The 25,627-nt window shown below is 71.9% G+C and carries 23 protein-coding genes, 1 pseudogene and 1 riboswitch; of the genes and pseudogenes, 15 read left to right on the top strand and 9 right to left on the bottom strand.

Annotated features, from left to right (window positions below):
• The first annotated feature begins 8 nt into the window (after positions 1-8).
• Both FHX71_RS03355 and FHX71_RS03350 read left to right on the top strand, forming a co-directional pair.
• Positions 9-329, top strand: a complete 321-nt coding sequence (locus tag FHX71_RS03355) for a CU044_2847 family protein (protein WP_182614416.1) — start codon at positions 9-11, stop codon at positions 327-329.
• Between the two features lie 4 nt (positions 330-333).
• A complete protein-coding gene (locus FHX71_RS03350; RefSeq protein ID WP_182614415.1) occupies positions 334-2,097 on the top strand; it encodes an STING domain-containing protein in 1,764 nt (587 codons plus the stop codon).
• Here FHX71_RS03350 and FHX71_RS03345 read toward each other — a convergent pair.
• Complete coding sequence (locus tag FHX71_RS03345) at positions 2,094-2,612, bottom strand: AAA family ATPase (RefSeq protein WP_182614414.1); 519 nt, start codon at positions 2,610-2,612, stop codon at positions 2,094-2,096. The two genes, FHX71_RS03350 and FHX71_RS03345, sit on opposite strands and share 4 nt — an antisense overlap.
• A gap of 114 nt (positions 2,613-2,726) precedes the next feature.
• Here FHX71_RS03345 and FHX71_RS03340 point away from each other — a divergent pair, with 114 nt between their 5' ends.
• The 6 genes from FHX71_RS03340 (at position 2,727) to FHX71_RS03315 (ending at position 9,342) form a co-directional block, all read left to right on the top strand.
• Positions 2,727-4,130: an FAD-binding oxidoreductase gene (locus FHX71_RS03340; protein ID WP_182614413.1), complete on the top strand. Its 1,404-nt coding sequence runs from the start codon at positions 2,727-2,729 to the stop codon at positions 4,128-4,130.
• A gap of 204 nt (positions 4,131-4,334) precedes the next feature.
• A riboswitch (cyclic di-AMP (ydaO/yuaA leader) is annotated at positions 4,335-4,489 on the top strand.
• The gene (locus FHX71_RS03335) at positions 4,490-5,326 is read left to right on the top strand and encodes a C40 family peptidase (RefSeq protein ID WP_182614412.1); all 837 of its coding nucleotides are present in this window, start codon (positions 4,490-4,492) and stop codon (positions 5,324-5,326) included.
• A 107-nt stretch (positions 5,327-5,433) separates the two neighbouring features.
• Positions 5,434-6,861 carry a purine-cytosine permease family protein gene (locus tag FHX71_RS03330; RefSeq protein WP_182614411.1) on the top strand — a complete coding sequence of 476 codons (1,428 nt, stop codon included), beginning with the start codon at positions 5,434-5,436 and terminating at the stop codon, positions 6,859-6,861.
• Positions 6,858-7,457 (top strand): cysteine hydrolase family protein, encoded by a 600-nt coding sequence (locus tag FHX71_RS03325; protein ID WP_182614410.1) that lies wholly within the window; start codon positions 6,858-6,860, stop codon positions 7,455-7,457. Before FHX71_RS03330 ends, FHX71_RS03325 begins: the two co-directional genes overlap by 4 nt.
• Before the next feature lie 266 nt (positions 7,458-7,723).
• A complete protein-coding gene (locus FHX71_RS03320) occupies positions 7,724-8,617 on the top strand; it encodes an SMP-30/gluconolactonase/LRE family protein (protein WP_312876908.1) in 894 nt (297 codons plus the stop codon).
• Between the two features lie 170 nt (positions 8,618-8,787).
• Positions 8,788-9,342: a hypothetical protein gene (locus FHX71_RS03315; protein ID WP_182614409.1), complete on the top strand. Its 555-nt coding sequence runs from the start codon at positions 8,788-8,790 to the stop codon at positions 9,340-9,342.
• Positions 9,343-9,364: 22 nt separating this feature from the next.
• Here the strand turns inward: FHX71_RS03315 and FHX71_RS03310 are convergent, their stop codons facing one another.
• Positions 9,365-9,859, bottom strand: a complete 495-nt coding sequence (locus tag FHX71_RS03310; protein WP_182614408.1) for a YbaK/EbsC family protein — start codon at positions 9,857-9,859, stop codon at positions 9,365-9,367.
• A gap of 218 nt (positions 9,860-10,077) precedes the next feature.
• Entirely contained in the window at positions 10,078-11,298 is a 1,221-nt protein-coding gene (locus FHX71_RS03305; RefSeq protein ID WP_182614407.1) for an alpha/beta hydrolase family protein, read from the bottom strand.
• 437 nt (positions 11,299-11,735) lie between these two features.
• Here FHX71_RS03305 and FHX71_RS03300 point away from each other — a divergent pair, with 437 nt between their 5' ends.
• Positions 11,736-13,550, top strand: a complete 1,815-nt coding sequence (locus FHX71_RS03300) for a zf-HC2 domain-containing protein (RefSeq protein ID WP_182614406.1) — start codon at positions 11,736-11,738, stop codon at positions 13,548-13,550.
• A gap of 37 nt (positions 13,551-13,587) precedes the next feature.
• On the opposite strand, the gene FHX71_RS03295 is transcribed toward FHX71_RS03300, so the two are convergent.
• Complete coding sequence (locus FHX71_RS03295; RefSeq protein ID WP_182614405.1) at positions 13,588-14,805, bottom strand: ROK family transcriptional regulator; 1,218 nt, start codon at positions 14,803-14,805, stop codon at positions 13,588-13,590.
• Between the two features lie 150 nt (positions 14,806-14,955).
• Between FHX71_RS03295 and FHX71_RS03290 the strand changes: the two are divergent.
• The 5 genes and pseudogenes from FHX71_RS03290 to FHX71_RS03275 all read left to right on the top strand — a co-directional run.
• Positions 14,956-15,879: pseudogene (locus tag FHX71_RS03290) on the top strand (ABC transporter substrate-binding protein); the annotation flags it as partial.
• A gap of 20 nt (positions 15,880-15,899) precedes the next feature.
• Positions 15,900-16,220 (top strand): hypothetical protein, encoded by a 321-nt coding sequence (locus tag FHX71_RS29925; protein ID WP_312876907.1) that lies wholly within the window; start codon positions 15,900-15,902, stop codon positions 16,218-16,220.
• A gap of 11 nt (positions 16,221-16,231) precedes the next feature.
• Positions 16,232-17,113 (top strand): carbohydrate ABC transporter permease, encoded by an 882-nt coding sequence (locus FHX71_RS03285; RefSeq protein ID WP_182614404.1) that lies wholly within the window; start codon positions 16,232-16,234, stop codon positions 17,111-17,113.
• On the top strand, positions 17,110-17,952 hold the full coding sequence (locus FHX71_RS03280) for a carbohydrate ABC transporter permease (protein ID WP_182614403.1): 843 nt from the start codon (positions 17,110-17,112) through the stop codon (positions 17,950-17,952). The genes FHX71_RS03285 and FHX71_RS03280 overlap by 4 nt, the downstream gene beginning before the upstream one ends.
• A gap of 50 nt (positions 17,953-18,002) precedes the next feature.
• A complete protein-coding gene (locus tag FHX71_RS03275; protein ID WP_182614402.1) occupies positions 18,003-19,661 on the top strand; it encodes a glycoside hydrolase family 13 protein in 1,659 nt (552 codons plus the stop codon).
• A gap of 87 nt (positions 19,662-19,748) precedes the next feature.
• On the opposite strand, the gene FHX71_RS03270 is transcribed toward FHX71_RS03275, so the two are convergent.
• From FHX71_RS03270 to FHX71_RS03250, 5 genes are read right to left on the bottom strand one after another with little or no spacing between them, the layout of a single operon-like run.
• Complete coding sequence (locus FHX71_RS03270; RefSeq protein ID WP_182614401.1) at positions 19,749-20,720, bottom strand: glycoside hydrolase family 130 protein; 972 nt, start codon at positions 20,718-20,720, stop codon at positions 19,749-19,751.
• Between the two features lie 22 nt (positions 20,721-20,742).
• The gene (locus FHX71_RS03265) at positions 20,743-21,576 is read right to left on the bottom strand and encodes a carbohydrate ABC transporter permease (protein ID WP_182614400.1); all 834 of its coding nucleotides are present in this window, start codon (positions 21,574-21,576) and stop codon (positions 20,743-20,745) included.
• A gap of 1 nt (position 21,577) precedes the next feature.
• Entirely contained in the window at positions 21,578-22,501 is a 924-nt protein-coding gene (locus FHX71_RS03260) for a carbohydrate ABC transporter permease (protein ID WP_376770118.1), read from the bottom strand.
• A gap of 5 nt (positions 22,502-22,506) precedes the next feature.
• Entirely contained in the window at positions 22,507-23,790 is a 1,284-nt protein-coding gene (locus tag FHX71_RS03255) for an extracellular solute-binding protein (RefSeq protein WP_182614399.1), read from the bottom strand.
• Positions 23,787-24,824 carry a LacI family DNA-binding transcriptional regulator gene (locus FHX71_RS03250; protein WP_182614398.1) on the bottom strand — a complete coding sequence of 346 codons (1,038 nt, stop codon included), beginning with the start codon at positions 24,822-24,824 and terminating at the stop codon, positions 23,787-23,789. Before FHX71_RS03250 ends, FHX71_RS03255 begins: the two co-directional genes overlap by 4 nt.
• A gap of 162 nt (positions 24,825-24,986) precedes the next feature.
• Here FHX71_RS03250 and FHX71_RS28990 point away from each other — a divergent pair, with 162 nt between their 5' ends.
• Entirely contained in the window at positions 24,987-25,580 is a 594-nt protein-coding gene (locus tag FHX71_RS28990) for a TetR/AcrR family transcriptional regulator (protein WP_182614397.1), read from the top strand.
• The last annotated feature ends 47 nt before the right edge of the window (positions 25,581-25,627 follow it).

The raw sequence follows: 25,627 nt of genomic DNA, 5'->3' as shown, positions 1-25,627 counted from the left end.
TGCTCTACATGGAGCCGAACAGCACGGCGACCGTCGACGTGCCGCCCCCGGTCCCCGTCGACGAGGACTGGGACGGCATGGTCGAGAGCAGCTCCCTCGTGGAGCGCACCCAGGACGGTTACACGCAGCTCAAGGCGGTGCTCTCCGAGATCACCGAGGACATCTCCCGCACGCTCGTCACCGAGATCAAGAAGCAGGGCCCGGCCGCGCCGAAGTCGCTGGAGCTGACGCTGTCCCTGTCGTTCTCCGCCACCAGCAACGTGTGGATCGTGTCGGCCACGGGCGAGGGCGCCATCTCGGCGACCCTCGCCTGGGACTTCACGGCCTGACCCGGTGAACATCGAGAGCCTGCTGTCCCAGGCGACCTGCGAGGTCATCGACGTCGACGGCGTCACCGGCAGGCGCGACGCGTCGCTCGGCACGGCCTGGCTCGTGAGCGACCAGGGCCACCTGCTGACCGCGGCCCACGTCGTCGCTCCGTTGTGGCAGGCCGCCGGGGCCGAGGCGCGGGTCCACGTGCGCTTCCCGACGAGCGCCTCCGGCGAGGGCACGCCAGCCGAGCCCGCGGCGACGGAGACCCGGGCACCAGAGACCGCGACCTTCACCTTCGCCCCCGTCCACGACCGGGCCCGGAACCTCGATCTCGCCGTCCTGCAGCTCACCGCGAGCACCACCCGCTCGGCGCTCCCCGTGGTGCTCGCCGCGGAGGCCGAGGGCGAGGTGCTCGTCTGCGGCTACGGGCAGAACACGAGGGGCTGGCAGCGGACCGGGCGCGGCAGGCTGGTCGGCAAGGCCATCCGGGGCGGCGACTCCGACGGCTGGATGTTCCAGTACGAGTCCCCCATGCTCGTCCACCGCGGGTTCAGCGGCGGGGCGGTGTGGAGCGTCAGCCGCAACGGCGTCATCGGCCTGCAGACGCTCGCGGAGCTGCCGGAGAGCGTCGTCGTCGGCGCCGGTACCGCCGGGCCGAGCGCCTGGCTCGACCCCACGGCCGCGTTCGCCATGCCTCTGGTCCGGATGATCCAGGACTGGCCGGACCTGCGCGCCCTCGACGGGCTGTCCCGTCAGGGCACCTGCGTGCTCGTCCAGTCCGCCGACGGCGACGCGCGCCGCCGCGACGCGCTGCGCGACGACGTCGTCATGCCCGTGCTGCGGGAGCTCGGGCTGGAGCTGTACGAGTCGCAGCCTGGCGACACCGCGGAGGAGGACCTGCGCCAGCTCGAGGACGCCGCGGTCGTGCTGGCCGACATCAGCCACGAGGACCCGGGCGTCACGTACGAGCTGGGTGTCGCGCAGGCCCTGGGCGTGCCCGACGTCGTCATCGTCGACACCGCGCGCCGCCCGGGCGGCGCGAGCATGTTCCAGGTGCTGGAGCTGGACACCTCCGACCCGGCCGGGTCCCGTGAACGGCTGGCGGAACGGTTGGTCGACGTGCGGTCCGTCTTCGCGACGCTCGGCCGCGCCGACTCGGACAACCCGCTCACCTCCTACTTCCGGACGCCGCTCACCCAGATCTCGGCGGCGAACGCGCTCTCCCTGGGCTACCTCAAGAACTTCGTCCGGCCGGTCTCCCAGATCCTGCGGCGCCTGCGGCACGACCCGGGCAGCGCGCACCTCACGGTCGGCGGGCGTCGCCTGAAGGCCGCGCAGGTCGCGACGGTCACGCTGACCGTCGTCCTGCCGGAGCACCTGTCGTGGGCGCAGGACGACTTCATCGCGCGCGAGATCGCCGAGGCCGGGCAGATCGTCGACGCGGTGCTCGACGACAACCTGTCGCGGCCCCGCTCGATGAAGGCCCTGCCACCACGCCGCGGCGAGCCGCTGCGACTGCTGGACGTCTTCCCGACCACGATGTCGGCCATGAGCGACACGATCGAGCAGCGCGTGGCGCACCTCGGCGTCGGCGGCGAGGAGACGGCGCGCCTGCGCACGGCGCGCGACGAGCTGGAGGCCAAGGAGATCGACCGGTTCCACCTGCGGCTCCTGGACCGCGTACGGCAGGACACCGAGCGCGAGAGCGGGCGGCTCATGCGGGACGTCGTCCGGGTGGAGCGGGCGCGAGCCGTGTTCCCGGGGCTGGACCCCGGGCTGCGCTAGGGCTCCTGGACCCGTTCGATCGTCACGGCGTCGATCGTCGCCTCGTCGAGCACGTGGACCGCGGCGTACCCCTCCGAGCCGAGGACGCCGAGCGCCTCGTCCAGGTCGCGCCGCTGCCTCCGGACCACCTCGTCGTCCACGACCCGGCCGGCGCGGCCCGCGTTGTTCGCCAGCATCCGCTCGACGGGCAGGTCGAGGACGATCGCGACGGCGGGCACCCCGCAGGCCGCCGCGAGGTCGAGGTTGTGCCGCCGGGCGGCCGCGTGCACGTTCGTGGCGTCGACGACGGCGAGGCGCCCTGCCTCCAGGCGCCGCGCGGCGATGAACCGGACGAGCTCGAACGCCGCGGGCGTCACGCTCTGGTCGGCCTCGGAGTCGGCGATCATCGCGCGGCACCGGTCGCTCGAGACCACCTCGTAGGGCCCGAAGTGCCGCGCCGCCCACGTGGACTTGCCCGAGCCGGAGGGGCCGATCAGCAGCACGAGCGACGGCACCGGGACGACCAGGGGATCCATGGTCGGAAGGATGGCACAGGCCGCGTGAGCCAGGTCACGGCGCCGTCCGGTCACACCTGGCGGGTCTACCGAGTCTTCCTTCCGTTCGGCACACCAGCCCTGGAAGGAATTCTCGTGACCTCAGCACTCGACACCCTGCGCCGCGACTTCGGCGGCGACCTCATCGAACCGGGCGACGCCGGCTACGAGGCGGCCGCCCGGTCGCGGCTCGTCGCCGGCAGCCCGGCGTACGTCCTGCGGCCCAAGACCGTGGCCGACGTGCAGGCGGCCGTCCGGTTCGCCTCCGGCTCCGGGCTCGCCCTGTCCGTCCGCGGCGGCGGGCACGGCTTCGCCGGCTTCGGCACCAACGACGGCGGCATCGTCATCGACCTCGGCGCGCTCGCCGGCGTGGAGGTGGTCGAGGGCGCAGCGGGGGTCGACGGTGGAACGCCGGCCGGCGGCTCAGCTCCGGTCGACGGCGGAGCGCGCCTCGTGCGGATCGGCGGCGGCGCCACCTGGGGACCGGTCGCCGACGCGCTGGCCCCGCACGGCCTCGCGATCTCCTCGGGCGACACGAAGAGCGTCGGCGTCGGCGGGCTGACGCTGAGCGGCGGCATGGGCTGGAAGGTCCGCCGCTACGGCCTGGCCCTGGACAGCCTCGTCGCCGCGCAGCTCGTCACGGCCGACGGCGCCGTCGTCACCGCGAGCGCCGACGAGCACCCGGACCTGTTCTGGGCGATCCGCGGCGGTGGCGGCAACTTCGGCGTGGTGACCTCGTTCGAGTTCGTGGCGCACCCGACGACGCGGGTCTTCTTCGGCAAGGTCTCGTTCCCGGCGGCAGAGGCCGCCGTCGTGCTCCAGGGCTGGGCGGACTACCTGCGCACGGCGCCGGAGGAGCTGACCTCGATCGCGAACCTCGCCAACCCGTTCGCGGGCGGCCCGGAGGCCCCGGTGGAGATCCACGTGGCGTTCGACGGCGACGACGCGGACGCCGCGGACCGGGCGCTCGCCCCGATCCGCGCGCTCGGGACGGTCGTCGCGGACGACGTCGCGCTGACGGCGTACGCGGACGTCCTGGTGGAGGGCGCGACGCCGCCGCCCGGTGTCCACGTGCTCGCGCACGACGGCCTGGTGGACCGGGAGTCGGTCGCGGAGACCCTGGCGATCCTCGCGGAGGCCGGCACGACGCCGGGCTCGCCGTCGATCGCGGTCCGCAGCCTCGGCGGCGCCATGTCGCGGGTGCCGGGCGACGCCACGGCGTACGCGCACCGGCAGGCAGAGCTCATGGTCACGACCTTCACCGGGGGCCCGGCGCCCGCGATCGAGGCCGCCCGGCCGGCGCTGGACGCGCTGTGGGACAGGCTCGCTCCGCACCTCCACGGTGCGTACGCGAACTTCCTCTCGACGGCCGATGAGACCGACGTCACAACCGTGTACCCGGAGCCGACCTACGAGCGGCTCGCGGCGGTCAAGCGGCGGTACGACCCGAGCAACCTCTTCGCGCGGAACCACAATGTGCGACCTGGACGGATGTCCTAGTCGGGACCTTCGGCCCGGTGGGCGCCGTCCGCAGATCCGGGACGGCGCCCACCCTTTAGTGCAGGTCGGACATTCCGGTCAATAGGCCCGAGGCGGTCGGTTGCGCCCGTAACGCGATCGTGACTTTCGCGCCGAGGCGGGCTACGGTCGGTCCCGCTCCCGGGCATTCCGTGAGCACTCGTGGTGGACGCCGAGCCCTGTCACCGCCACGAGTTGTCTGAACAGATGACAGGGACGGGGGAACCAAGTACGTGGGCACCGACGGTGCCCTTGGGGTGAAGCCGCACCAGCACGACGCGGCCGGGTCATTCTCCGATCCGAATCCGACAGCTCACCTCGTAGGCGCCGGGAGAAATGCTGTGACTACACGCACGCCCGGGCGCCATCGTGCTGCCCACCCGCCCATCACCCCGCTGACGCCGTTCTCACGCGCCGCAGCCCGCGGCCTCTCCGCGACCGCCCGCCGTGGCGCGGTCGTCGCCGCAGGATCGGGACTGCTCGTCTCGCTGCTCGGGGTCCCGGCCAACGCCGCCCCCGCGAGCGACCCCGGCACGAACACCGCCGAGCTCGAGGCCGTGCGCGACGTCGTCCGCGACGCCGCCGCGAAGTCGACCACCGCCGACGTGAGCACCGCCGCGCTGGTCACCGCCAAGGTGAACACCGCCCCGGCCGTGAAGGTCGCCGCGGACAGCGAGTTCACGCTGGAGACCGGCACCATCAAGGTCACGCCGGCCCCCGAGCCGGAGCCCGAGCCCGAGCCGGAGCCCGTCGTCGAGGCCGAGCCCGTCCAGGCCGAGGTCACCGAGACCGCCGCCGTCGCCGAGGAGCCCGTGCAGAAGGCCGCCGCCGCTCCGGCGTCCTCCTCCGGGTCGCAGATCGTCGACATCGCGATGCAGTACCTGGGCGTCCCGTACGTCTGGGGCGGCTCGACCCCCGCCGGGTTCGACTGCTCGGGCTTCACGTCCTACGTCTACGCCCAGATCGGTATCACGCTGCCGCACTCCTCGGCGGCGCAGCGCAACTCCGGCACGCAGGTCTCCGCGGCCGAGGCGCTGCCGGGCGACATCATCTGGTCCCCGGGCCACGTCTCCATCTACACCGGCAACGGCATGCAGATCGAGGCCCCGGTCCCCGGCCAGACCGTCCGCGAGTCCAAGATCTGGCAGGACAGCCCGGTCTACCTCCGGATCAGCTGACCCCCGGGCGTTCCGGCTTCCCCGGAGCCGACGCCCGCCCCGCACGGCTCGAAGGGCCCGCACCAGCACGGTGCGGGCCCTTCGTGCGTCGTGGCAGGATCGCCACCATGAGCAGCGCGCCCACGAGCGTCGAGACCAATGCCCTGAACACCATCGACGAGGCCGAACGGCGCGGTTCGCCACGCAACCTGTTCTGGCCCTGGTTCGGGGCCAACGTGTCGGTGCTCGGCCTCGGGTACGGCTCGTACCTGCTCGGGTTCGCCGTCTCGTTCTGGCAGGCCGTCATCGTCGGCACCATCGGCATCGTGGTGTCGTTCCTGTTCTGCGGGTTCATCTCGCTGGCCGGCAAGCGCGGGTCGGCGCCCACCATGGTGCTCTCCCGGGCGGCGTTCGGCGTGCGGGGCAACAAGCTCCCGTCCCTGCTGTCCTGGGTGCTCACCGTCGGCTGGGAGACCGTGCTGGTCGCGCTCGCCACGCTCGCGACGTCGACCGTGCTCGGGACGCTCGGCTGGGGCGGCGGCACCGTCACCAAGGTCGTGGCCCTCGTGGTCGTGGCGGGCATCGTGGTCGTCGCCGGCATCTTCGGGTTCGACCTCGTGATGCGGCTGCAGGTGGTCATCACCGTGCTGACCGCCGTGCTCACCGTCGTCTACATCGTCCTGGTGCTCGACCACATCGACTGGGCCACGGTCGCCGCCATCCCCGCCGGCGGCAGCCCGCAGGTGATCGGCGGGCTCGTGTTCATGATGACCGGCTTCGGGCTCGGCTGGGTCAACATGGCCGCCGACTACTCCCGCTACCTGCCGCGCTCCGCCTCCGGGCGCGGCATCGTCGGGTGGACCACCCTGGGTGCCTCGCTGGCCCCCGTCGTGCTGCTCGTCTTCGGCCTCCTGCTCGCGGGCTCGGACCCGGTGCTCAACGAGGCGATCGGCGCCGACCCGATCGGCGCCCTGTCGACGATCCTGCCCACGTGGTTCCTCATCCCGTTCGTCGTCGTGGCGCTGGCCGGGCTGATCGGCGGAGCCGCCCTCGACATCTATTCCTCCGGGCTCGCACTGCTCTCCCTGGGCCTGCCCGCGCCGCGCTGGGTCGCCGCCGCCATCGACGGCGCGCTGATGGTCGTCGGCGCGGTCTACGTCGTGTTCTTCGCCGACTCCTTCATCGGCCCCTTCCAGGGCTTCCTCATCACGCTCGGCGTCCCTGTCGCCGCCTGGTGCGGCGTGCTGCTCGCCGACATCCTGCTGCGCCGCCGCGACTACGCCGACGCCGACCTGTACGACCCCGCCGGCCGGTACGGGTCCGTGAACTGGGCCGCCGTGCTGCTCGTGGTCGCCGGCACCGGCATCGGCTGGGGCCTGGTGACCAACACCTACGCGCCCTGGCTCCAGTGGCAGGGCTACCTGCTCGGCCCTCTCGGCGGGGTCGACGGGAACTGGGCGTTCGCGAACCTCGGTGTGCTGGTCGCCCTGGCCCTCGGCTTCGTCGGGACGCTCCTGCTGAGCGCCCGCGCGGTGCGGCGCCAGGAGGAGCGATGAGCGCGGGTGCGGACGGCGTCGGGGCTCCCGGTGCGGAGGGCGTCGGGCCGGATGCCGCGCTCGTCGTGATCGACATGCAGGACGTGTTCGCCGTCCCGCCCAGCCCCTGGGCCTCGCCCGACTACCCGCGCGCGCTCGCCGGGACGCGGCGCCTGCTCCCCGCCTTCGCGGACCGCACCGTCCTGACCAGGTACGTCGCCCCCACCGTGCCCGACGGCGCCTGGCGCGCCTACTTCGACCAGTGGCCGTTCGCGCTCGTCCCCGAGGACGACCCGCTGTACGAGATCACCGACCTCGCCGACGTCGCCGCCGACGGCGAGCCCGTCGTCACACGCACCACGTTCGGCAAGTGGGGCCCCGAGCTGGCGGCCGCCACCCGCGACGCCGGCACCCTGGTGCTCGCGGGCGTCGCCACCGACTGCTGCGTCATCTCGACGGCGCTCGCCGCAGCCGACGCCGGCCGCCGCGTCCTCGTCGTCGACGATGCCTGCGCGGGCTCGACGCCGGAGAACCACGAGCGCGCGCTGGACATCATGCGGCTGTACGCGCCGCTGATCGAGGTCACGACGGTGGACGGGGTGCTCGGGGCCGGCTGAGGTCCGGCGTCGGGCCGACGCGGCGTCGTGGCTGGACGACGTCGTGCGAGCCTCGCCGGGGCGGACACCACTGTTCGACGGGTGGCCGGGTGGGCCGAATTTCGATCGCCTGGCACCCGCAATCTCCACCTGTGCCGGACTGTCCGGCCAGGATGAAATCTTCGGGCCCAGCCCGATCGAAATGAAGCTGACCCGGCCACCCCCGGATCTCATGCACGTCACCGCCCGCCCGCCGCGGGTGAGCAACCGGACAAAGGAGTACACACGTGAGCCTGAACAGGATTCGCGCCCGGTGGGAACGCCACGACGAGCGGTTCGCGCCGGTGCGGGGTGACACGTTCGCCGAGGTGCTCTTCGACGAGGGGAGCTGGCTGGAGGGTCCGGCGTACTCGCCGGCCTGGCGCACCGTGCTGTTCAGCGACATCCCGAACGACCGGGTCCTCGCGTGGGACGAGGCCACGGGCGCCGTCGGCGTCTGGCGCAGCCCGGGCGGCTACGCCAACGGCCGGACCGTGGACCGCGCGGGCCGCATGCTCCAGTGCGAGCACGGCAGCCGCTCGGTGACGCGCACCGAGCCCGACGGCACCGTCACCACGCTGGCCGACCGCTGGCAGGGCAAGCGCCTGAACAGCCCGAACGACTTGGTGGAGCACAGCGGCGGCAGCGTGTGGTTCACCGACCCGACCTACGGCATCCAGAGCGACTACGAGGGCTTCGCGGCCACGCCGGAGATCGACGGCTGCCACGTCTACCGCCGCGACCCGGACGGCTCGGTCACCCGTGTCACCGACGACTTCGCCGGCCCCAACGGCCTCGCCTTCTCCGCCGACGAGCGCACCCTCTACGTCGCGGACAGCGAACGCAAGCACCTGCGGCGCTTCGACGTCGGCCCCGACCTGACCCTCTCCGGCGGCGAGGTGCTCGCGACCTGCGACACGGGCGCCTTCGACGGCGTCCGGGTCGACGACGGCGGGCGTATCTGGGCGGCAGCCCACGACGGCCTGCACTGCATCGACCCGGACGGCACCCTGCTCGGCAAGCTGCTGCTGCCCGAGGTCTGCTCGAACCTGACGTTCGGCGGCCCGAAGCGCAACAGGCTGTTCGTGACGGCGACCAACCTGCTGCTCTCCATCCGGGTCACGGTCAAGGGCCTGCGCTGACGCTGGGTGCTGGGGCTGGGCTGGGGCTGGGCTGACTGAGATTCAGCAGGCTCCCGACGACCGTCACTCGTGCTCCGACGGTCGCCTGGAGCCTGCTGAATCTCCGTCAGCCACTTGAGCACACAACAGGTGCCGACTTCAGTACGGTTTGCCCCGGAGGTGGTCCGAAGATGCTGAACGTCGAGTTCGCGCGTGACCTGGTGTTCACCGCTGTGCTGTTCGGCCTGGTCACCTTCATGTGGGCGGGCTGGGCGCAGGAGCGGCCGCCCGCCGGGGTCGTCTGGCGGGTCGTCCTCGGCGTGCTGAGCGCCGGCGGCCTCGCACTGCTGGGCCTCGGCCTCCCGCCCCTGATCCGCAACTGGGGCAGCCCGACGGCGATGGTCTCCGGAAGCCCCGCGCTGATCGCCTACATCGTGGTGTTCTGGCTCGAGGTCGCCGTGATCGCCGGACTGGCGATCTTCTACGCGCGCAGCGGCCGCCAGCACCTGCTGCCGCCGACCGTGCTGATCGTCGTCGGCACCCACTTCGCGCCGCTGGCCCTGGTGTTCCAGCAGCCGGTCATGATGCTCGCGGCCGTGCTCATCACCGCGGCGGGCGTCGTCAGCCTGTTCCTGCCTCGCCAGGTCGCGGCGCCGAGCTTCTGGTGCGGCATCCTCGCGGCCCCGGTCTTCCTGGTCCTGGGCGCGGTGTCGCTGGTCGCGGGCCAGGGCGCGCTCGCGGGCTGACCGGCGGCGCCGGACCCCGAAGTCAGCCCTCCGGGTTGACCGGCGTCGGGGTGCCGCCCGTGATGCGGACCAGCTCGTCGAACGTCGTCGGGAAGACGGTCTTGGCGTGGCCCGCGGCAGCCCAGACCTCGTCGTAGACGCCGAGCACCGTGTCGATGTAGGTCGGCACCGCGGCCGGGTGACCGACGGGTGCGACACCGCCGATGACCTGGCCCGTCGCCTCCCGGACCTGCTCCTTCGACGCCCGCGTGACGGTCGCGCCCACCTGCTCCCCCAGCCAGTCGGTGTCCACGCGGTGGGCGCCCGAGGTCAGCACGAGGGTCGGTGTCCCGTCGAACAGGAACACCAGGGAGTTGGCGATCTGGCCCACGCCGATCCCGAGGAACTCGGCGGCGAGAGCCGCGGTCGTCGCGGCGTCGTCCAGCCAGCGGACCTGGCCCGAGGCGCCGGCCTCCGCGAGAGCCGCGGTGACCTTCTCGACGGCGGGGTGGATCGGGGCGGGCACGGAGTTCGACATGCGCAGATCCTAGACACGGACCCCCACGCGGCCCACCCCTTTCCGCCCTGCTCCCCCGCCGCTCTCCCGCCGCCACCCCGGCTCCCGCCGAGGTGCGCTTCTACCCAGTCATTGGGCCCGGAACCGAGCTGTTTCCGGGCGCAATCGCTGGGTAGAAGCGCACCATCCGACGACACCGCGCTGACCTCCGGAGACCAGGCCCTCGCAGCGTCCGGGACTCAGCCCTGGAACTCGACCTCCGGGTACGCCGCCGACGGCGCGTCCAGGAGCGGCGCCGCCCGGCCGCGCAGGTGCCGGTCCAGGAACGCGCCGACGTAGGCGGTCGTGATCTCGACGCCGCGCTCGCCGCCGACGGTGCTCGGTCCGCCGGGCAGCGGCACCCCGAGCTGGTCGAGGAAGACGAGCTGGTCGGTGAACGAGCCGTGGTTCGCCGTCGGGACCTGGAGCCACCGGCTCGCCGCGCCCAGCCGTGCGAAGTTGTCCGGCCAGTCGGTCCCATCACTGGCCCCGGGCTGGTGCGAGGCGCTGCCCAGCATCAAGAACGGCCGGTCCACGCCGGCCTCGGGGAAGTCCACCTGGAACGTGCCGTCCATGTTGACGCCCGCGTCCACGCGGGGATCGTCCGTGATCGAGACGGCGGCGGCCGCACCACCGAGCGAGTGCCCGACGACGGCGATGTGCCGCGCGTCGATCGTCGGCGCGTGCCGCCAGAGCCGCCCGCGGGTGAGCTCGTCGAGCACGAAGCTGATGTCGGCACTACGCCCCCGCGCGACCTGGGCGCCGAGCTCCGCGGTGTTCTCCCGCTCGCAGAGCAGGCACCCGGCGACGCGGCCGTCCGGGAACTCGACGGCACGCGCCTCGTAGGTGTGGTCGATGCCGGCCACGACGTACCCGCGGGAGGCCAGGTCCTCGGCGAGGGCGGTGAGCGACTCCCGGCTCAGGCTCGCGCCCGGCGAGAGCACGACGAGCGGCCGACGGCCCGGAAGCGCGGGAGCCCGGTCGTGGGCGTGCGTCTCGACGGTCGTGAGGATGCCCGGCGAGAACGGGAGGCCCGCGCTCCCGATGATCGCCGCCGACACCGCCTCGTTCGTGTACGGCGCGATCTCCCCGCGCGGCACCGCCGGGTACCAGAGCGACACCATGAGCTCGCGACGCTCGGCGGGCACCCACGGGTCCGCGCGGTCCTCGTCCACGAGGTGGAGCGGTGTCACACCGACGGGGTAGCGGCCCGTCGGCTCGGGCAGGGCGAGGGTCGGTTCGTCGAGGCCCGACGTCGCCGTGCCCGACGTCGGCGCCAGGGCCGACGCCGCGATGCCCGACGTCGTCGTGCCCGACGTCGGTGCGGGAGCCGCCACCGCGCCGGGTGCGACCAGTGCCGCGCACGCCACCAGCGCCGTCGCGGTAAAAGCAGATCTGACCAGGTACTTCGTTGTTCTCATGTCAGAGTCTTTTCACAGCGCGCGGGGCCGGCCAAGGGTTCTGCGGCAGTTCCAGGGACGAGCCCGGGAGGTCCCTGAAATCACCTCACCGAGAAGTCGGGGTTGTCCATTACGGCGCATGCGGCCGGCGGATTTCATGCCGCCAGCAGCGCCGCGATCCGGCCTCGGCCGACACGCCCGGGACGGCGGCCCGGCGCGTCGTCGCACGTGGGAAGGAATTCATCCGCTGCAGCGGGCAGAACCGGTGTCGCGGTACGTATGCTGAGTGGACGGGATCGGGCGGAACATCGCCTTTCACGTGCCATTTCAGACATCAAACGCGTGTCAGCCAATCAACGCATCCAGCCCGTTTCCCGTGCGGTGCAGCGATCCCCGAGCTGCGCACCCAGGCACTGCCCGAGTGGGGACAGTTCTGCGCGGAGAGGGGGCGGTTCAGCATGAGCAGCGACGGCGTGCCGGTCGACGACTGGGTGGTGCACCGCCCCAACGTCGTGCGCTCCGTCGCGGCCCGCGTGCCCGGTGTCGACGCCGAGGAGGCCACCAGCCGGGCGCTGGAGAAGATGGTCCGCATCATCTCCGCCGGCGGGACGATCCGGGAGCCGGCAGCGTACTGGCGACGCGCAGCGGTCAACGAGGCCGTCTCCATGACGCGCGAGGCCGGCCGAGCCCGGCCCGTCGAGGACGACACCCTCGCGGCGCTGACACCCCTGGTCGCCGGCGCCGACCTGGGCGTCGACCGTGCGGCCGACGTCACCATGCTCCGCTCGGCGCTGTCAGACCTGGCCGACGACGACCGCAAGATCCTCCTGGACCGCCACGTCCACGACATGGCCGTCGCCGACATCGCGGGCAGACTTCGCGTACGCCCCCATGCGGTCACGATGCGGCTGCGCCGGGCCGAGGAACGCCTCGCCGGGGCGTTCGCCGCCGCCCACGCCCAGGTCGTCAACGAGCCCGAGTGCCGTGCGACCCGCGCCGCCATGCACGACTACCTCAAGGGCCGCCTCCTGCCGCGCAGGCAGCGGCGCCTGGAGGTCCACATGGACGGCTGCACCGAGTGCACCCGCGCGTTCATCGACGTCCGCGAGGTCTCCTGGATGCTCCGCGACCTGGGACAACACCTCGTCGCCGGCGCCGTGGCCACGGGCACGCTGGGCACTGTGGCGGCCGGGACGGCGGGTGCGGGAGGTGCCGCAGGTGCTGCAGGCGGCGCGTCGGTGGGCATGGGAACGCCGGGCGCGACAGGCGGCGGCACGACGGCGGGCACCCACGGGTCCGCGAGCGGCACCCGGACCCGGTCCTTCGGCACCAAGCACGTCGCCGTGGCGGCGGCCGTCGCGGCCGCGCTCGCTCTCGGCGCGGGCGCGATGGCGCTGGTCGCCTTCCAGCCCGTCAGCCCCTCCATCCGGGCCGACGGCGCACCGCCCCACGTCGGCAGCACAACGGAACCACCCCTCGAACCGGTCCCGACGTCCGACACAACCGCAGCCGCCGATCCCCCGCGCCGGCCGAGTGCGCCCGCCGAGGACCAGGCGCCGAGGAGCGAGACCGGCACGGCCAAGGACTCCGCGCCGCAGCCGGCCGCCGCGCAGGAGACGCCCACGACCGTGGTGCCGGTCGCGGTCGTCGTTCGCGGGTCCGGACCCGGGGCCGAGGATCGCCCGACGCCGACCCGAACGACCCCGTCGTCGGGCAAGCCCGGCAAGGCCGAGCCTGAGGCGCCGTCGTCGGGCAAACCCAAGCCGAAGCCCGGCAAGCCGCCGGCACACCGGCCTCCCGACCGTGATCCCGTGGGTGGCCCGCCCGGCAACCCGGGCAACGAGCACGGCAAGGGCCCAGGGAAGGACAAGGGTCCGGGACACGGCAAGGGGCCAGGGCACGGCAGCGGACCCGGTCATGGCAGTGGGCCGGGGCACGGTCAGGGACCGGGGCACGGCCACGACCGCGGCAGCGGGCACGAGAAGGGCAAGGGCGGGGACAACGGTCGCGGCCACGGCGACGGGCACAACAAGGGCAAGGGCCCCGGCGGGGGCAACGGTCAAGGTCACGGCAACGGGCACGACAAGGGCAAGAGCCCCGGCAAGGGCCACGACGGCGGCAAGAGCCGCGATCAGGACCATGGCCCGGGCAAGGGCTCGGGCTCCGGCAGCGACCACGGTCGAGGCAACGGCCACGACAAGGGTCACGGCAAGGGCAAGGGCAAGGGGCCGGGCCACAGCAACGGCAGCGGCAAGGGTCCAGGGCGCGGCTGACCGCGACCGCCGCTCCCCTACGCCCGCACACCACCCCCTACGACCCGCCACTCCCCAGCGCGTAGTCCAGCGCGTTCGTCCGCACGTGCTCCAGCGCCAGCGTCGACGCCCCGACGATCACCGCGTCCGCCCCGAACGACGACGCCACGAGCTCCGGCGCCGGCGGGTGCACCATCCCCTCCAGCACCAAGGCGGTCCGCCGCAGCAGGTCGCCCACCACCGGAGCGACCCCGCCCGCGACCACGATCCGGTCCACGTCGAGCATCCCGTCGATGACGGCGCACACCCGGGCGAGGCGGTCGGCCAGGCGGTCGACGACGGCGATGGCGCCGACGTCGCCGTCCGCGGCGGCCGCGAAGACCGCGGGCGCGTCGATCGCCCCGACGGCGAGGGTTCGCAGGGCGCTGTCGGCGGGCAGGGCGCCGGAGTCGTGCGCCTCGCGGCCCCAGGCGCGCGCGAGGAAGCCGATGCCGTGCGGGCTGCCGACGCCGACGACGTAGTCGAGCAGCCGCATCTCGCCGGCACCGCCGTAGCTGCCGCGCACGAGGGCGCCGTCGACGACGATGCCGGCGCCGAACCGCTCGCCGGACAGCAGCGCCGCGAAGGAGCGGGCGTCGCGCCCGGCGCCGAGGGCACGCTCGGCGTGCGCGGCGAGGTTGGCGTCGTTCTCGACGGTCGTGTGCCAGCCGCGCTCCCGGAAGTGCGCGGCGAAGCCGGGGTTCATCCGGGCCCAGAACTCGTTCTGCCCCGGCGGCGAGTCGCCGTCCACGTCGGTCTGCGCCGGCACCCCGACGGCGATCGCCAACACCCGCCCCGCGTCGACCCCGGCAGCGGCGAGCGCCTCCTCGATCGCGGTGTCGGTGACGGCGAGCCGGTCGGCCGCGTTGTCGTGCTCCAGGTCGATCGGATGCTCCTGGCGGCCCACCTCGGTGCCCCGCAGGTCGGCGACGGTGGCGAGCACGCGGTGCTGTCCGGCGTCGACGCCCACGACGTACCCGGCGTCGGCGCGGAGCTGGTAGAGCCGGGCGGGCCGCCCCTTCCCCGCCGGCGCGGGCGCCCGCTCGACCTCACGCATCCAGCCGAGCTCGATCAGCTCGGCGCAGCGGCTGATCACGGTGGACCGGGTCAGGCCGGTCGCGTCCATCGCCTCGGTCGCGGTGAAGACGTCCTGGGCCCAGGCGAACTCGAGCACGCGCACGGTGTTGATGCGCCTCAGCAGTCCGGACGACGACGCGTTCTGGGGTGCGGTGCTCACGCTTGACCTTTCCGGCTCGACCCTGGATGCTTAATCCAGGCATTAAATCTAATGCTTGCATGAACTCGGTACGGGCTGGAGCAGCCGCGCCGAGCAGCAGGTGGAAGACACCATCCGGGAGACAACGACGTGTCCAGAGCCCCATTGTCCATGCCGCCGAACCTGTCGCGGCGCTCCTTCCTGACCGGCGCACTGACCGCCGCGGCGGCGGGCGCCGTCGGCCTCGGGCTGGCCGGCTGCGCAGGCGACAGCCGCACCGTGGTGCGGTTCCACAGCTCCAAGCCCGAGTCGATCCCGTACTTCCGGGAGCTGGTCGCGCGGTACAACCAGGAGCAGTCCGGGGTGCGGGTCGTGCTCGACACCGCGACCAACCTGCAGGCAGCGTTCCTGCGCGGCAGCCCGCCCGACATCGGCTGCCTGAACTACAACATGGAGATGGCGCGCTTCATGGAGCGCGGCGCGCTCAGCGACCTCTCCGACATGCCGGAGGCCGGGCGCATCCGCCCCGAGGTGCAGCAGCTCGCCGACCAGTACGCGACGTTCCCCGGCCGCACGAGCGTGCTCCCGTTCTCGGTGGCCGCCGAGTCGGTCATCTACAACAAGGCGCTCTTCGCCGAGCACGACGTGCCGGTGCCGACCACGTGGAGCGAGTTCCTCGCCGTGTGCGAGACCTTCCAGGCGGCCGGCGTCGCGCCGATGTACGGCACGTTCAAGGACTCCTGGACCCTCGCGCAGGGCATGTTCGACTACACGCTCGGCGGGCTGCTCGACGTCCCGGCCTTCTTCGCGGAGATGACGGAGCTCGGCACCGCCGTCGGGCCGGACTCCCCGCGCTCGTTCCAGCGCGACTTCCTCCCGGCGATGGAGCGAATGCGCGAGCTCGTGCCCTTCCACCAGGGCGACGCGAACAGCCGCGCCTACGGCGACGGCAACCTGGCGTTCGCGCGCGGCGAGGCGGCCATCTACCTCCAGGGGCCGTGGGTCTTCGGCGAGCTCGCCAAGACCGACCCGGACCTGAGCCTGGGCACGTTCCCCCTGCCGATGACGGAGAACCCGGACGACCGCAAGGTGCGGGTCAACCTCGACCTGGCGCTGTGGATCCCCGAGGGGTCGCGCAACCAGGAGGCGGCCCGCGACTCGTCGCCTACCTCATGCGCGCCGAGCAGATGGACGACTTCAACAGCCAGTTCCTCGGCTTCGGCACGACGACGGACGCCGCCCCCGCCACCGACGAGCGCATCCAGGACATGCAGGAGTTCTACGACGACGGCCGGTTCTACCTCGGCCCGTCGCAGCTCGTGCCGCTGGCGATCCCACTGGCCAACCACGTCCAGTCGATGGTGCTGGGCGCCGACCTCCGTTCGACGCTCGCGGGCGTGGACGCCGACTGGGCGCGACTCGCGTTCCGCGCTTGAGAGGCAGGACCATGACGACGACCACAGCGGTCACCCGCCGCCGGATGGATCCCGTGTACCTCTGGATCATCATCCCGACCCTCGCCCTGTTCACCCTGGCCATCACGCTGCCCACGGTCATGGGGCTCTTCATGAGCTTCACGAACTCGATCGGGTTCGGCACCTGGGAGTTCATCGGGCTGAACAACTACATCGCGATCTTCCAGGACCCCGCCATCCTGCAGAGCTACGCCTTCACGTTCGGCTTCGCGATCGTCACCGTGCTCGCCGTGAACGTCCTGGCGTTCCTGCTGGCGCTCGGCCTGACGGCGCGCATCCGGGCGCTCACGGCGCTGCGCGCGGTCTTCGTGCTGCCCATGGTGATCTCCGGCATCGTGATCGCCTACGTGTTCAACTTCATGTTCTCGAACTCGCTGCCCGCCGTCGGGACGGCGCTCGGCATCCCCTGGCTGTCGACGAGCGTGCTGGTCAACCCCGACCTCGCCTGGGTCGCCATCGTCATCGTGACGACGTGGAGCGCCATCCCCGGCACCCTGCTCATCTACATCGCGGGCCTGGTCACGGTGCCCCGCGAGGTCTACGAGGCCGCCGACATCGACGGCGCCACGGCCTTCAAGCGCCTCACGCACATCACGCTGCCGCTCGTGGCCGGCTACGTCGCGATCAACATGATCCTCGGCGTCAAGAACTTCCTGAACGCCTACGAGATCATCGTCGGCCTGACCGACGGCGGCCCCGGCACCAGCACCCGGAGCATCGCGATGACCATCTTCACCGGCTTCTCGGGCGGCGACTACGCCTTCCAGATGGCGAACGCGGCGATCTTCTTCCTGATCGTCGTGCTGATCACCCTGGTCCAGCTCCGGTTCACGCAGCGAGGAGAGAAGGCATGAGCGCCCGCGCCAAGGTCGGCCAGGAGCGCACCAACTGGACGGCGACGATCCTGCTCGGGCTCGCCGCACTGTCCGTCGTCGTGCCCCTGTACGTGACCGTGACCATGGCCCTGAAGACGAACCAGCAGGCCGTGGACGGCAACGCATTCTCGCTGCCGTGGCCGCTGAGCTGGGACAACTTCGCCGAGGCGTGGACCCTGACCAACTTCCCCCGGGCGCTGGCCGTCTCCGTGTTCATCACGGTGCTCGCCGTGGCGGGCAGCGTGCTGCTCTCCAGCCTCTTCGCCTTCGCGCTGGCCCGGAACTGGGACCGGCGCTGGGTCCGGCTGTCGTTCTACTACGTGCTGGCGGCGCTGTTCGTGCCGTTCCCCGTCGTGGCGCTGCCGCAGGTGCAGCTCACCGGCAACCTCGGCCTCGACAACCCGGTCGGCGTCGTCGCCCTGCACATCGCGTTCGGGCTGTCCTTCAACACGCTCCTGTTCACGGCCTTCCTGCGGTCCGTGCCCGCGGAGCTGGAGGAGAGCGCCCGGCTCGACGGCGCCACCACCATGCAGACGTTCTGGCGCCTCGTGTTCCCGCTGCTGGCCCCGATGAGCGCGACCGTCGCAATCTTCGCGTTCCTGGGATCGTGGAACGACTTCATGATGCCGTCGCTGATCATCGCCGACCCGTCCCTGCAGACCGTGCCCGTGGTGCAGAAGATCTTCCAGACCCAGTTCGCCAGCAACTACAACGTCTCGTTCGCGTCCTACCTCATGGCCATGGCGCCCGCGATCATCGCCTACGTGTTCACGCAGCGCTGGGTCATCGCCGGTGTCACCCAGGGCTCGATCAAGTGACCTCCGCCCCCTACCCCGAACCGAAAACCGATAGCAAAGGATCAAGCACCGTGACCAGCACCCTCAGCGAGCAGCAGCTCCTCGTCGACGACCCCACGTGGTGGCGGCAGGCGAGCGTCTACCAGATCTACCCGCGCAGCTTCGCCGACGCGAACGGTGACGGCATCGGCGACCTGCGCGGCATCATCTCGCGCGTGCCGTACCTGCAGCAGCTCGGGGTCGACGCCGTCTGGCTCAGCCCCTTCTACCCCTCCGCCCTGGCCGACGGCGGGTACGACGTGGCCGACTACCGCGACGTCGACCCGAAGATCGGCACGCTGGACGAGTTCGACCAGATGGTCGAGGCCCTGCACGGCGCGGGCATCCGCGTGATCGTCGACATCGTGCCGAACCACTCCTCCGACCTGCACGTCTGGTTCCAGCAGGCCCTGGCCGCGGCGCCCGGCAGCCCGGAGCGTGCGCGGTACATCTTCCGCGACGGCCTGGGCGAGGACGGCTCGCAGCCGCCCGCCGACTGGACCAGCATCTTCGGCGGCCCGTCGTGGACGCGCGTGCCCGACGGCCAGTGGTACCTGCACCTGTTCGCCAAGGAGCAGCCGGACTTCAACTGGGACAACCCGGAGGTCCGCGAGGACTTCCACCAGACCCTGCGGTTCTGGTCGGACCGCGGCGTCGACGGTTTCCGCATCGACGTGGCGCACGGCCTGACCAAGGACCTCGCCGAGGTGCTGCCCACGCAGGCCGAGCTCGACGCGATCACCGAGCCCGGCGCGCACCCCCTGTGGGACCGCGACGAGGTGCACGAGATCTACGCCGGCTGGCGCACGGTCTTCGACGAGTACTCCCCGCCGCGCATCGCCGTGGCCGAGGCCTGGGTCGACACGCCCCGGCGGCCCCGGTACGCGAGCGCCGACGGGCTGGGCCAGGCGTTCAACTTCGACCTGCTGGAGGCCGACTTCGACGCCGCCCAGTTCACGAAGATCATCGCCGACAACCTGGCGTTGTCCGCGGCGTCCGGCTCGTCGACGACGTGGGTGTTCTCCAACCACGACGTCGTGCGGCACGCGACCCGCTACGCGCTGCCGGCGCGCAACGGCAGGCCGGGCAAGCAGGGCCGGGACTGGCTGCTGTCGGGCGGCACCGAGCCCGTGGCCGACGTCGACCTGGGCCTGCGCCGGGCGCGCGCCGCGACGCTGCTCATGCTGGGCCTGCCGGGCAGCGCGTACCTGTACCAGGGTGAGGAACTGGGCCTGCCCGAGGTCGCCGACATCCCGGCCGACCAGCACCAGGACCCGGCGTTCTTCCGTAACCCGGGCGTCGACCCGGGGCGGGACGGCTGCCGCGTGCCGCTGCCGTGGACGCGCGGGGGCGCGTCGTTCGGCTTCGGTACCGGGAACGCGCACCTGCCGCAGCCCGCGGGCTACGCCGACCTGTCGGTCGAGGCGCAGGACGGCGTGGCCGGCTCGACGCTGGAGCTGTACCGGGCCGCGCTGGCGCTGCGGCACGAGCTGCAGACGGACGAGACTCTCCAGTGGGTGGAGGCGCCCGACGACGTCGTGCACTTCGTGCGGCCGGGCGGCTGGCACGTGGTGACCAACTTCGGCACCGAGCCGACGGCGCTGCCCGACGGCGAGGTGCTGGTCACGAGCGAGCCGCTGGACGGCGGGCTGCTGCCGGGCGCGACGACGGCGTGGGTCCGGTCGGCGTGATCCTGCGCACCAGGTGACCATGCGGCTGCTGCCAGGACGGGCCTCGTCCTGGCAGCAGCCGCATGGTCACGTGTATGACGGCGGAGCTCAGGACCCGAGCGTCGCGCCCCAGGGCTGCTTCGGGTCGGCCACCGCCACGGCCAGCGTGGTGTCGGACTGGCCGTAGTACGCGAGCCACTTGTCCTGGAAGTGCACCAGGCCCTCGACGAACGTCACGTTCGAGACGAGCCCGTTGCGGTCCTCGAACGTCTGCGGCCGCAGCCACGGCTCCTGCAGGCGGGCCAGCACCCGCGTCGGGTTGTCGGGGTCGATCGCGATCTGTCCGCACCGGTAGTCGACGTCGACGCTGCCGTCGGGGTTGATGGTGCGCGTGGCGCCGTTGGTGAGCATGACGAGCAGCCCGTTCTCGGTCAGCACGGGTGACGTGCCGATCTCGACGAGGTCGGCGTCGAACGAACCCGGCGTCGGCGAGTACATGGGCTCGGTGTCCGGGGTGCCGGGCGTCCAGTGGATCAGGTCGTCGCTGGTGGCCCAGTAGATGGCGCCCTCGCCGAAGTACATCCACCACTTGCCCTGCATCCGCACCGGGACGATGACGCCGGCCTTGGACCAGTTGAAGCCACGCGGGTCGACGGTTGCGAAGGTGTCGAACGACTCGAACATGGGGCCGTGCTTGGTCCAGTCGTGCAGGTCGGTCGAGGTGGCGAGGCAGAGCTGGGCGCTGTGCCGGTCCCAGCCGGTGTAGGTCAGGTAGAACGTGCCGTCGATGTACGCGATGCGGGGGTCCTCGCACCCGTACCGCTCGTAGTCCTCGGACGGCGACAGGATGGGCTCGTCCTCGCGCTCGAAGTGGAAGCCGTCGCTGCTCCGGGCCAGCCCGATGTGGGACACGATGTCCTCGGCGTGGGCCCGGTACAGGAGCACCACCTCGTCGTCGACCACCAGGGCGGCCGGGTTGTAGAGGTTGGCCGACTCCCAGCTCCCCCCGCGGGGGCGCAGGATCGGGTTGTTCTCGTAAGGGACGAACGGCCCGAGCGGGAACGTTGCGTGGGTGAACATGCTGGTGACGTCCATGTGTGGGTCAGCCCTTCACGGCGGAGCCGATGTTGGATGCGGTGAAGTACCGCTGGAACAGGCAGAAGAGGATGACGACGGGGAACGCGAGCGTGGTGGCGCCCGCGAGGATCGCGCCGTTCGGGTTGGCGGTGGACTGGGCCACGTTGGAGATGTAGTTCGCCAGGGAGACCGCGAGCGGCTGCAGCGTGGCGTCCTTGGTGATGAGGAACGGCCAGAGGAACTCGTTCCACGGTCCGATGAACGTGACCAGCACGACCGTCGTCAGGGCCGGCTTGACCAGCGGCACGGCGATCGAGGTCAGGATGCGCAGCTCGCTCGCGCCGTCGATCCGCGCCGCCTCGAACATCTCCTGCGGCAGCGCCCGGAAGAACTGCGTGAAGATGAAGACGGCGGTGGTGTTGATCGCGAACGGCAGGATCATCCCGAGGTACGTGTCGCCGAGGCCGAAACCCCGGGTGATCTGCACGTACAGCGGGATCATCAGGAGCTGGAACGGCACCATCTGGACCAGCAGCATGAGCACCCAGGTGGCGCCCCGGCCGCGGAAGTCCAGCCGGGCCATCGCGTAGCCGGCCAGCAGGCCGAACGTCACCGTGCCGAGCAGCACGCCCGCGGTGAAGATCAGCGAGTTGCCGAGCGAGCCCAGCAGGTCGATGCGCGAGTCGATCGCCGCGAAGTTGTCGAGCGTCCAGCCGGACGTCGGCAGGAGGTGGTCGGGGGTGTTGGTGGGGCTCTCCTGGAACGCCCCGACCACCATGAAGTAGAAGGGGAAGGCGAACACGGCCGCCGCGAGGGTGAGCAGGAGGTAGCGCACCCAGGTCCCGCGTTGTCGTCGCATGTCAGCGCTCCCGGTTGATGCGGTTGGCGGCGAGCGAGAGGACGCCGACGACGATGACCAGCAGCATGCCGATCGCCGCCGCGGTGTCCGGGTTCTGCTGCTGGATGCCGCGCTGGTAGATCAGCAGGACCGGGGTCACGGACGCGCCGTCGGGCCCGCCGCCGTTGGTCAGCAGGTAGGGCTCGGTGAACAGGTTGGCCCCGGTGATGATCGCGAGCACGAGCACGAGCACCGTGGTGGCGCGGACGCCGGGCACGGTCACGTTGCGGAACCGCTGCCAGGCGTTCGCGCCGTCGGTCGCCGCGGACTCGTGCAGCTCGCGCGGCACGCTCTGCAGCGCCGCCAGGTACAGCAGGATGTAGAAGCCGAGCTGCTTCCAGGTGACGTAGAGCGCGATCGTCGGCATCGCCAGCGACGAGTTGACCAGCCACGACGGGTCCGGGGCCAGCGGCCCCAGGACCGAGTTGACCAGCCCGCCCGACGAGAACAGCAGCAGCCACACCCCGACCAGCGACACGCTCGCCGTCAGGTAGGGCACGTAGAAGGCGATGCGGTACGCCGCCGCCCACCTGATGCCGGCGTTCAGGGCCGTGGCCAGCACCATCGAGAGCACCACGGTGAGCGGCACGTTGATGACCAGGAAGACCCCGATGTTCCGGAAGGCCTCCAGGACCTGCGGGTCGGTGAGCACGGCGGCGAAGTTGTCGAGACCCACGAACGGCTTGGGCACGTCGACACCGGGCGCGGTGAAGAAGTAGTCGTGGAACGCGATCCAGACGGCGAACCCGAGCGGGTAGGCGAAGATCGCGAGGACGAAGACGAGGTAGGGCAGCGCGAACAGCGAGCCGACCGGCTGCCGCCCCCACCATCTGCTCCGCGTGGTGCGCACCTCGGTGGTGCGCGGCTCACGTGTTGCCGTGCTCACCACGATCAGCCCTGGACGAGCCCGTTGATGGTCTCCGCGGCGCCGCTCAGGAACTCCTCGACGGTGCTGCTGCCGAAGATCACGGCCGACGAGTAGTCGTCGCGGAAGGCCTGCCACACCTCGACCGAGTTCGGGATGCTCGGCACGTCGCCCGTGCGCTCGGCCTGGGCGGCGAACACCTCGTAGGCGGGGTTGGCCTCGAAGTAGTCGGCGTAGGTCGTGGCCAGGTCGGTGCGCAGCGGCATCTGGCCGGTGGCCTCCAGGAGCTGGCCGTCGCTCTCCTCGCTGGTCGAGAACTTGAGGAACTCCCAGGCCGTGGCCTGGTTCTCGCACGAGGTGAACATCGAGACGTTCTTCGAGTCGGCGAACGTCACGGGCTCCGCCTCGCCGGACGACGTCGGCACCGGCATGAAGCCGACGTCGACGCTCTCCGCGTACGACGCGATGGCCCACGGGCCCGCGAGCTGCATGGCGGTGGTGCCGGCCGACATGGCGTCGTCGGTCGACGCCTCCTGCGGCGCGAGGCCCTCGGAGTAGATCGACGCCCAGAAGTCGGCGACGGCCTTGCCGTTCTCGTCGTCGAACGTCGCGGCCTGGTCCTCGACCAGGGACGTGCCGCCCGACTCGGCCAGGTACAGCGGGTAGAAGTCGAACCACGGCTGGAAGAACTCGTTGGTCGGCGACGGCCAGATGGCGCTGTCCGCGGCGCCCGACTCCACGATCTTGCGGCTGCCCGCGAGGAAGTCGTCGTAGGTGGCCATGTCAGGGTTCTCGGGGTCGATGCCGGCCTCCTCGAAGACCGCCTTGTTGTACATGACCATGACGGGGTTCGACTTCCAGGGGAGCTGGTAGTAGCCGTCGTCGGTCAGGTAGGTCTGTGCGCCCTCTCCGACGCGGTCCTCGACATAGCTCGTGCCGTCCTCGAACTGGGACAGGTTCACGAGGCCGCCCTGGCGCACCCAGCCGGGTACGGCGGCGCTGGAGATGTTGTAGACCAGGCAGGGGGCGGTGCCCGCGGTGATCGCGGCGGTGATCGCCTCCTCGGACGACGAGCCGGCCGGGATCTCCTGGGCGGTGACCTCCTCGTCGGGATGCTCGGCGTTCCAGGCGTCGACGACGTCCTGCCCCCAGCCGACCTCCTGCTCGTTGTTCGACAGCCAGACGGTGATGGGGCCGGTGCCGGAGGGGCTCTCGCCACCGGCGTCCCCTCCACCGCCGGACGAGCAGGCGGCGGTCAGGGCCACCGCGGTGAGCAGGGCGGCCGTTCCGGCCAGACGGGGGTGCTTCATGAGAACTCCTCCTCGAGTTCGGTGTGGGGTGCCTCGGGTGCGGGGCCGTCGGTGCTGGCGCGCAGGCGAAGCTCGTTGCAGTCGACCGTGACGGACTCGGGCGGCTCGCCCGCGAGGTCGGCCAGCAGCCGCTCGGCCGCCACCCGGCCTCTCCGGAACGGGTCGGTCGAGACACTGGTCAGGGCGGGGCTCAGGTGAGCCGAGAGGTGGTCGTCGTCGAAGCCGGCGACGGCGAGGTCGTCGGGGACCAGCAGCCCCCGGCTCCGCGCGTAGGAGTAGCCGGCGATGGCCATGGTGTCGTTGGCGTAGAGGATCGCCGTCGGCCGGTCGGGCAGGTCGAGCAGCTCGGCGGTCAGCGCCCGGCCGCTCCCGGCGGTGAAGTCGCCCTCGCGCAGCAGCTCCTTGCCGCCGACGCTGCGGACGTACGCCCCCGCGCGGGCGTGCGAGTGCACGTAGTCGAGCGGGCCCGACACGTGGGCGATCCGGGTGTGGCCGAGCCCGCGCAGGTGGGCGACCAGGTCGCGGACCGGTGCGGCGTCATCCGTGCGGACGGTGGAGAAGGGGCTCTCGGCGTCGTACGCCCCGAGCAGGACGGCGGGCAGCCGGATCTGCTGGAGGTACGCGACCCGCCAGTCGGCGCGGTGCAGGTCCAGGACGATGACGCCGTCCGCCCGTCCGCTCGCCATCGCCCGGTAGGCGCGTTCCTCCGCGGTGCGGGTGCTCGCGACCTGCAGCACCAGGGCGATCTCGTGCTCCGCGAGCACGGCCTCCACGCCGGAGATGAACGCGGGGAAGAAGGCGTCGGACGCCAGGATCGAAGGGTCGCGCGAGAGCACGACCCCCACCGCGTCGGTACGCCGCGCGGCCAGCGCGCGGGCCCGTGAGCTGGGGACCCAGTCCAGCCGCTGCGCGGCGGCGAACACCCGGGCCTTCGTGGTCGCGGAGATCGGCCGCTTGCCGCTGTAGGCGTGGGACACGGTCGCCTTGGTGACACCCGCGGCGCGGGCCACGTCGTCGATCGTCGGCCTGTCCATCGCTCACTCCTCCGTGGTCGGGGCCGTCAACGTAAAACCGGTTTGACGATCCGGTCAACCGGTTTGACGATCAGGCCGCTGAGCCGCGCGTGGGCGGGCGGCAGGCCCGCAGCGGGGCCGCCCGTAGGCCGACCGCTGAGCCGCCGCACGTAGGCTGGCCGCGTGACAGGAACCGAGACGCCCGGCCGACGCCGGAACGCGGAGCAGACGCGGGAGGACGTGCTCGTCGCCGCGGTCGCCGAGTTCACCGCGCACGGCTACGCGACGGCGGGCGTGCGCCAGATCGCGGAGCGCGCGGGCGTGACGGCGATGATGATCAACCGGTACTTCGGCTCCAAGGAGGGCCTGTTCGAGGCCGCGGTCGAGCGCTCCTTCGCGCCGCCGACCGTCGTCGGGCAGGACGAGGCCGACCTCGCGGGGTCCATCGCGTCCCGCCTGGCGGCGCGGACCGCCGCGGGGTCCGAGGTGCTGGATCCGTTCCTGCTCATGCTGCGCTCGGCGTCCGACCCGGTCGCGGGGCCGATCGTGCGGCGCGGGATCGAGCAGCACGTCGGCGCGCGACTGACGGACCAGCTCCGGGGCCCGGACCCCGACGCCCGTGCGGAGCTCGTGCTGGCGATGCTCGCGGGCACCTGGCTGATGCGCACCGTGCTCGGGACAGAGGGGTTGCGAGACGTGAGCGAGGAGCGCCTGGCCGCGCTGCTGCGGCCGACACTCGCCGCGCTGGTCGATGACGGGCCTGCCGGCGGTTCGTGAGGGGCGAGCCCTCCGCGGGTCGAGCTTGTCGAGACCCTGGTGAGGTC

Origin of the sequence: Promicromonospora sukumoe (genome assembly GCF_014137995.1) — a bacterium.
GTDB classification, from domain to species: Bacteria; Actinomycetota; Actinomycetes; order Actinomycetales; family Cellulomonadaceae; genus Promicromonospora; species Promicromonospora sukumoe.
The sequence above is the reverse complement of the archived record's forward strand: the minus strand, read 5'-3'. Positions and strand labels throughout refer to the sequence as shown.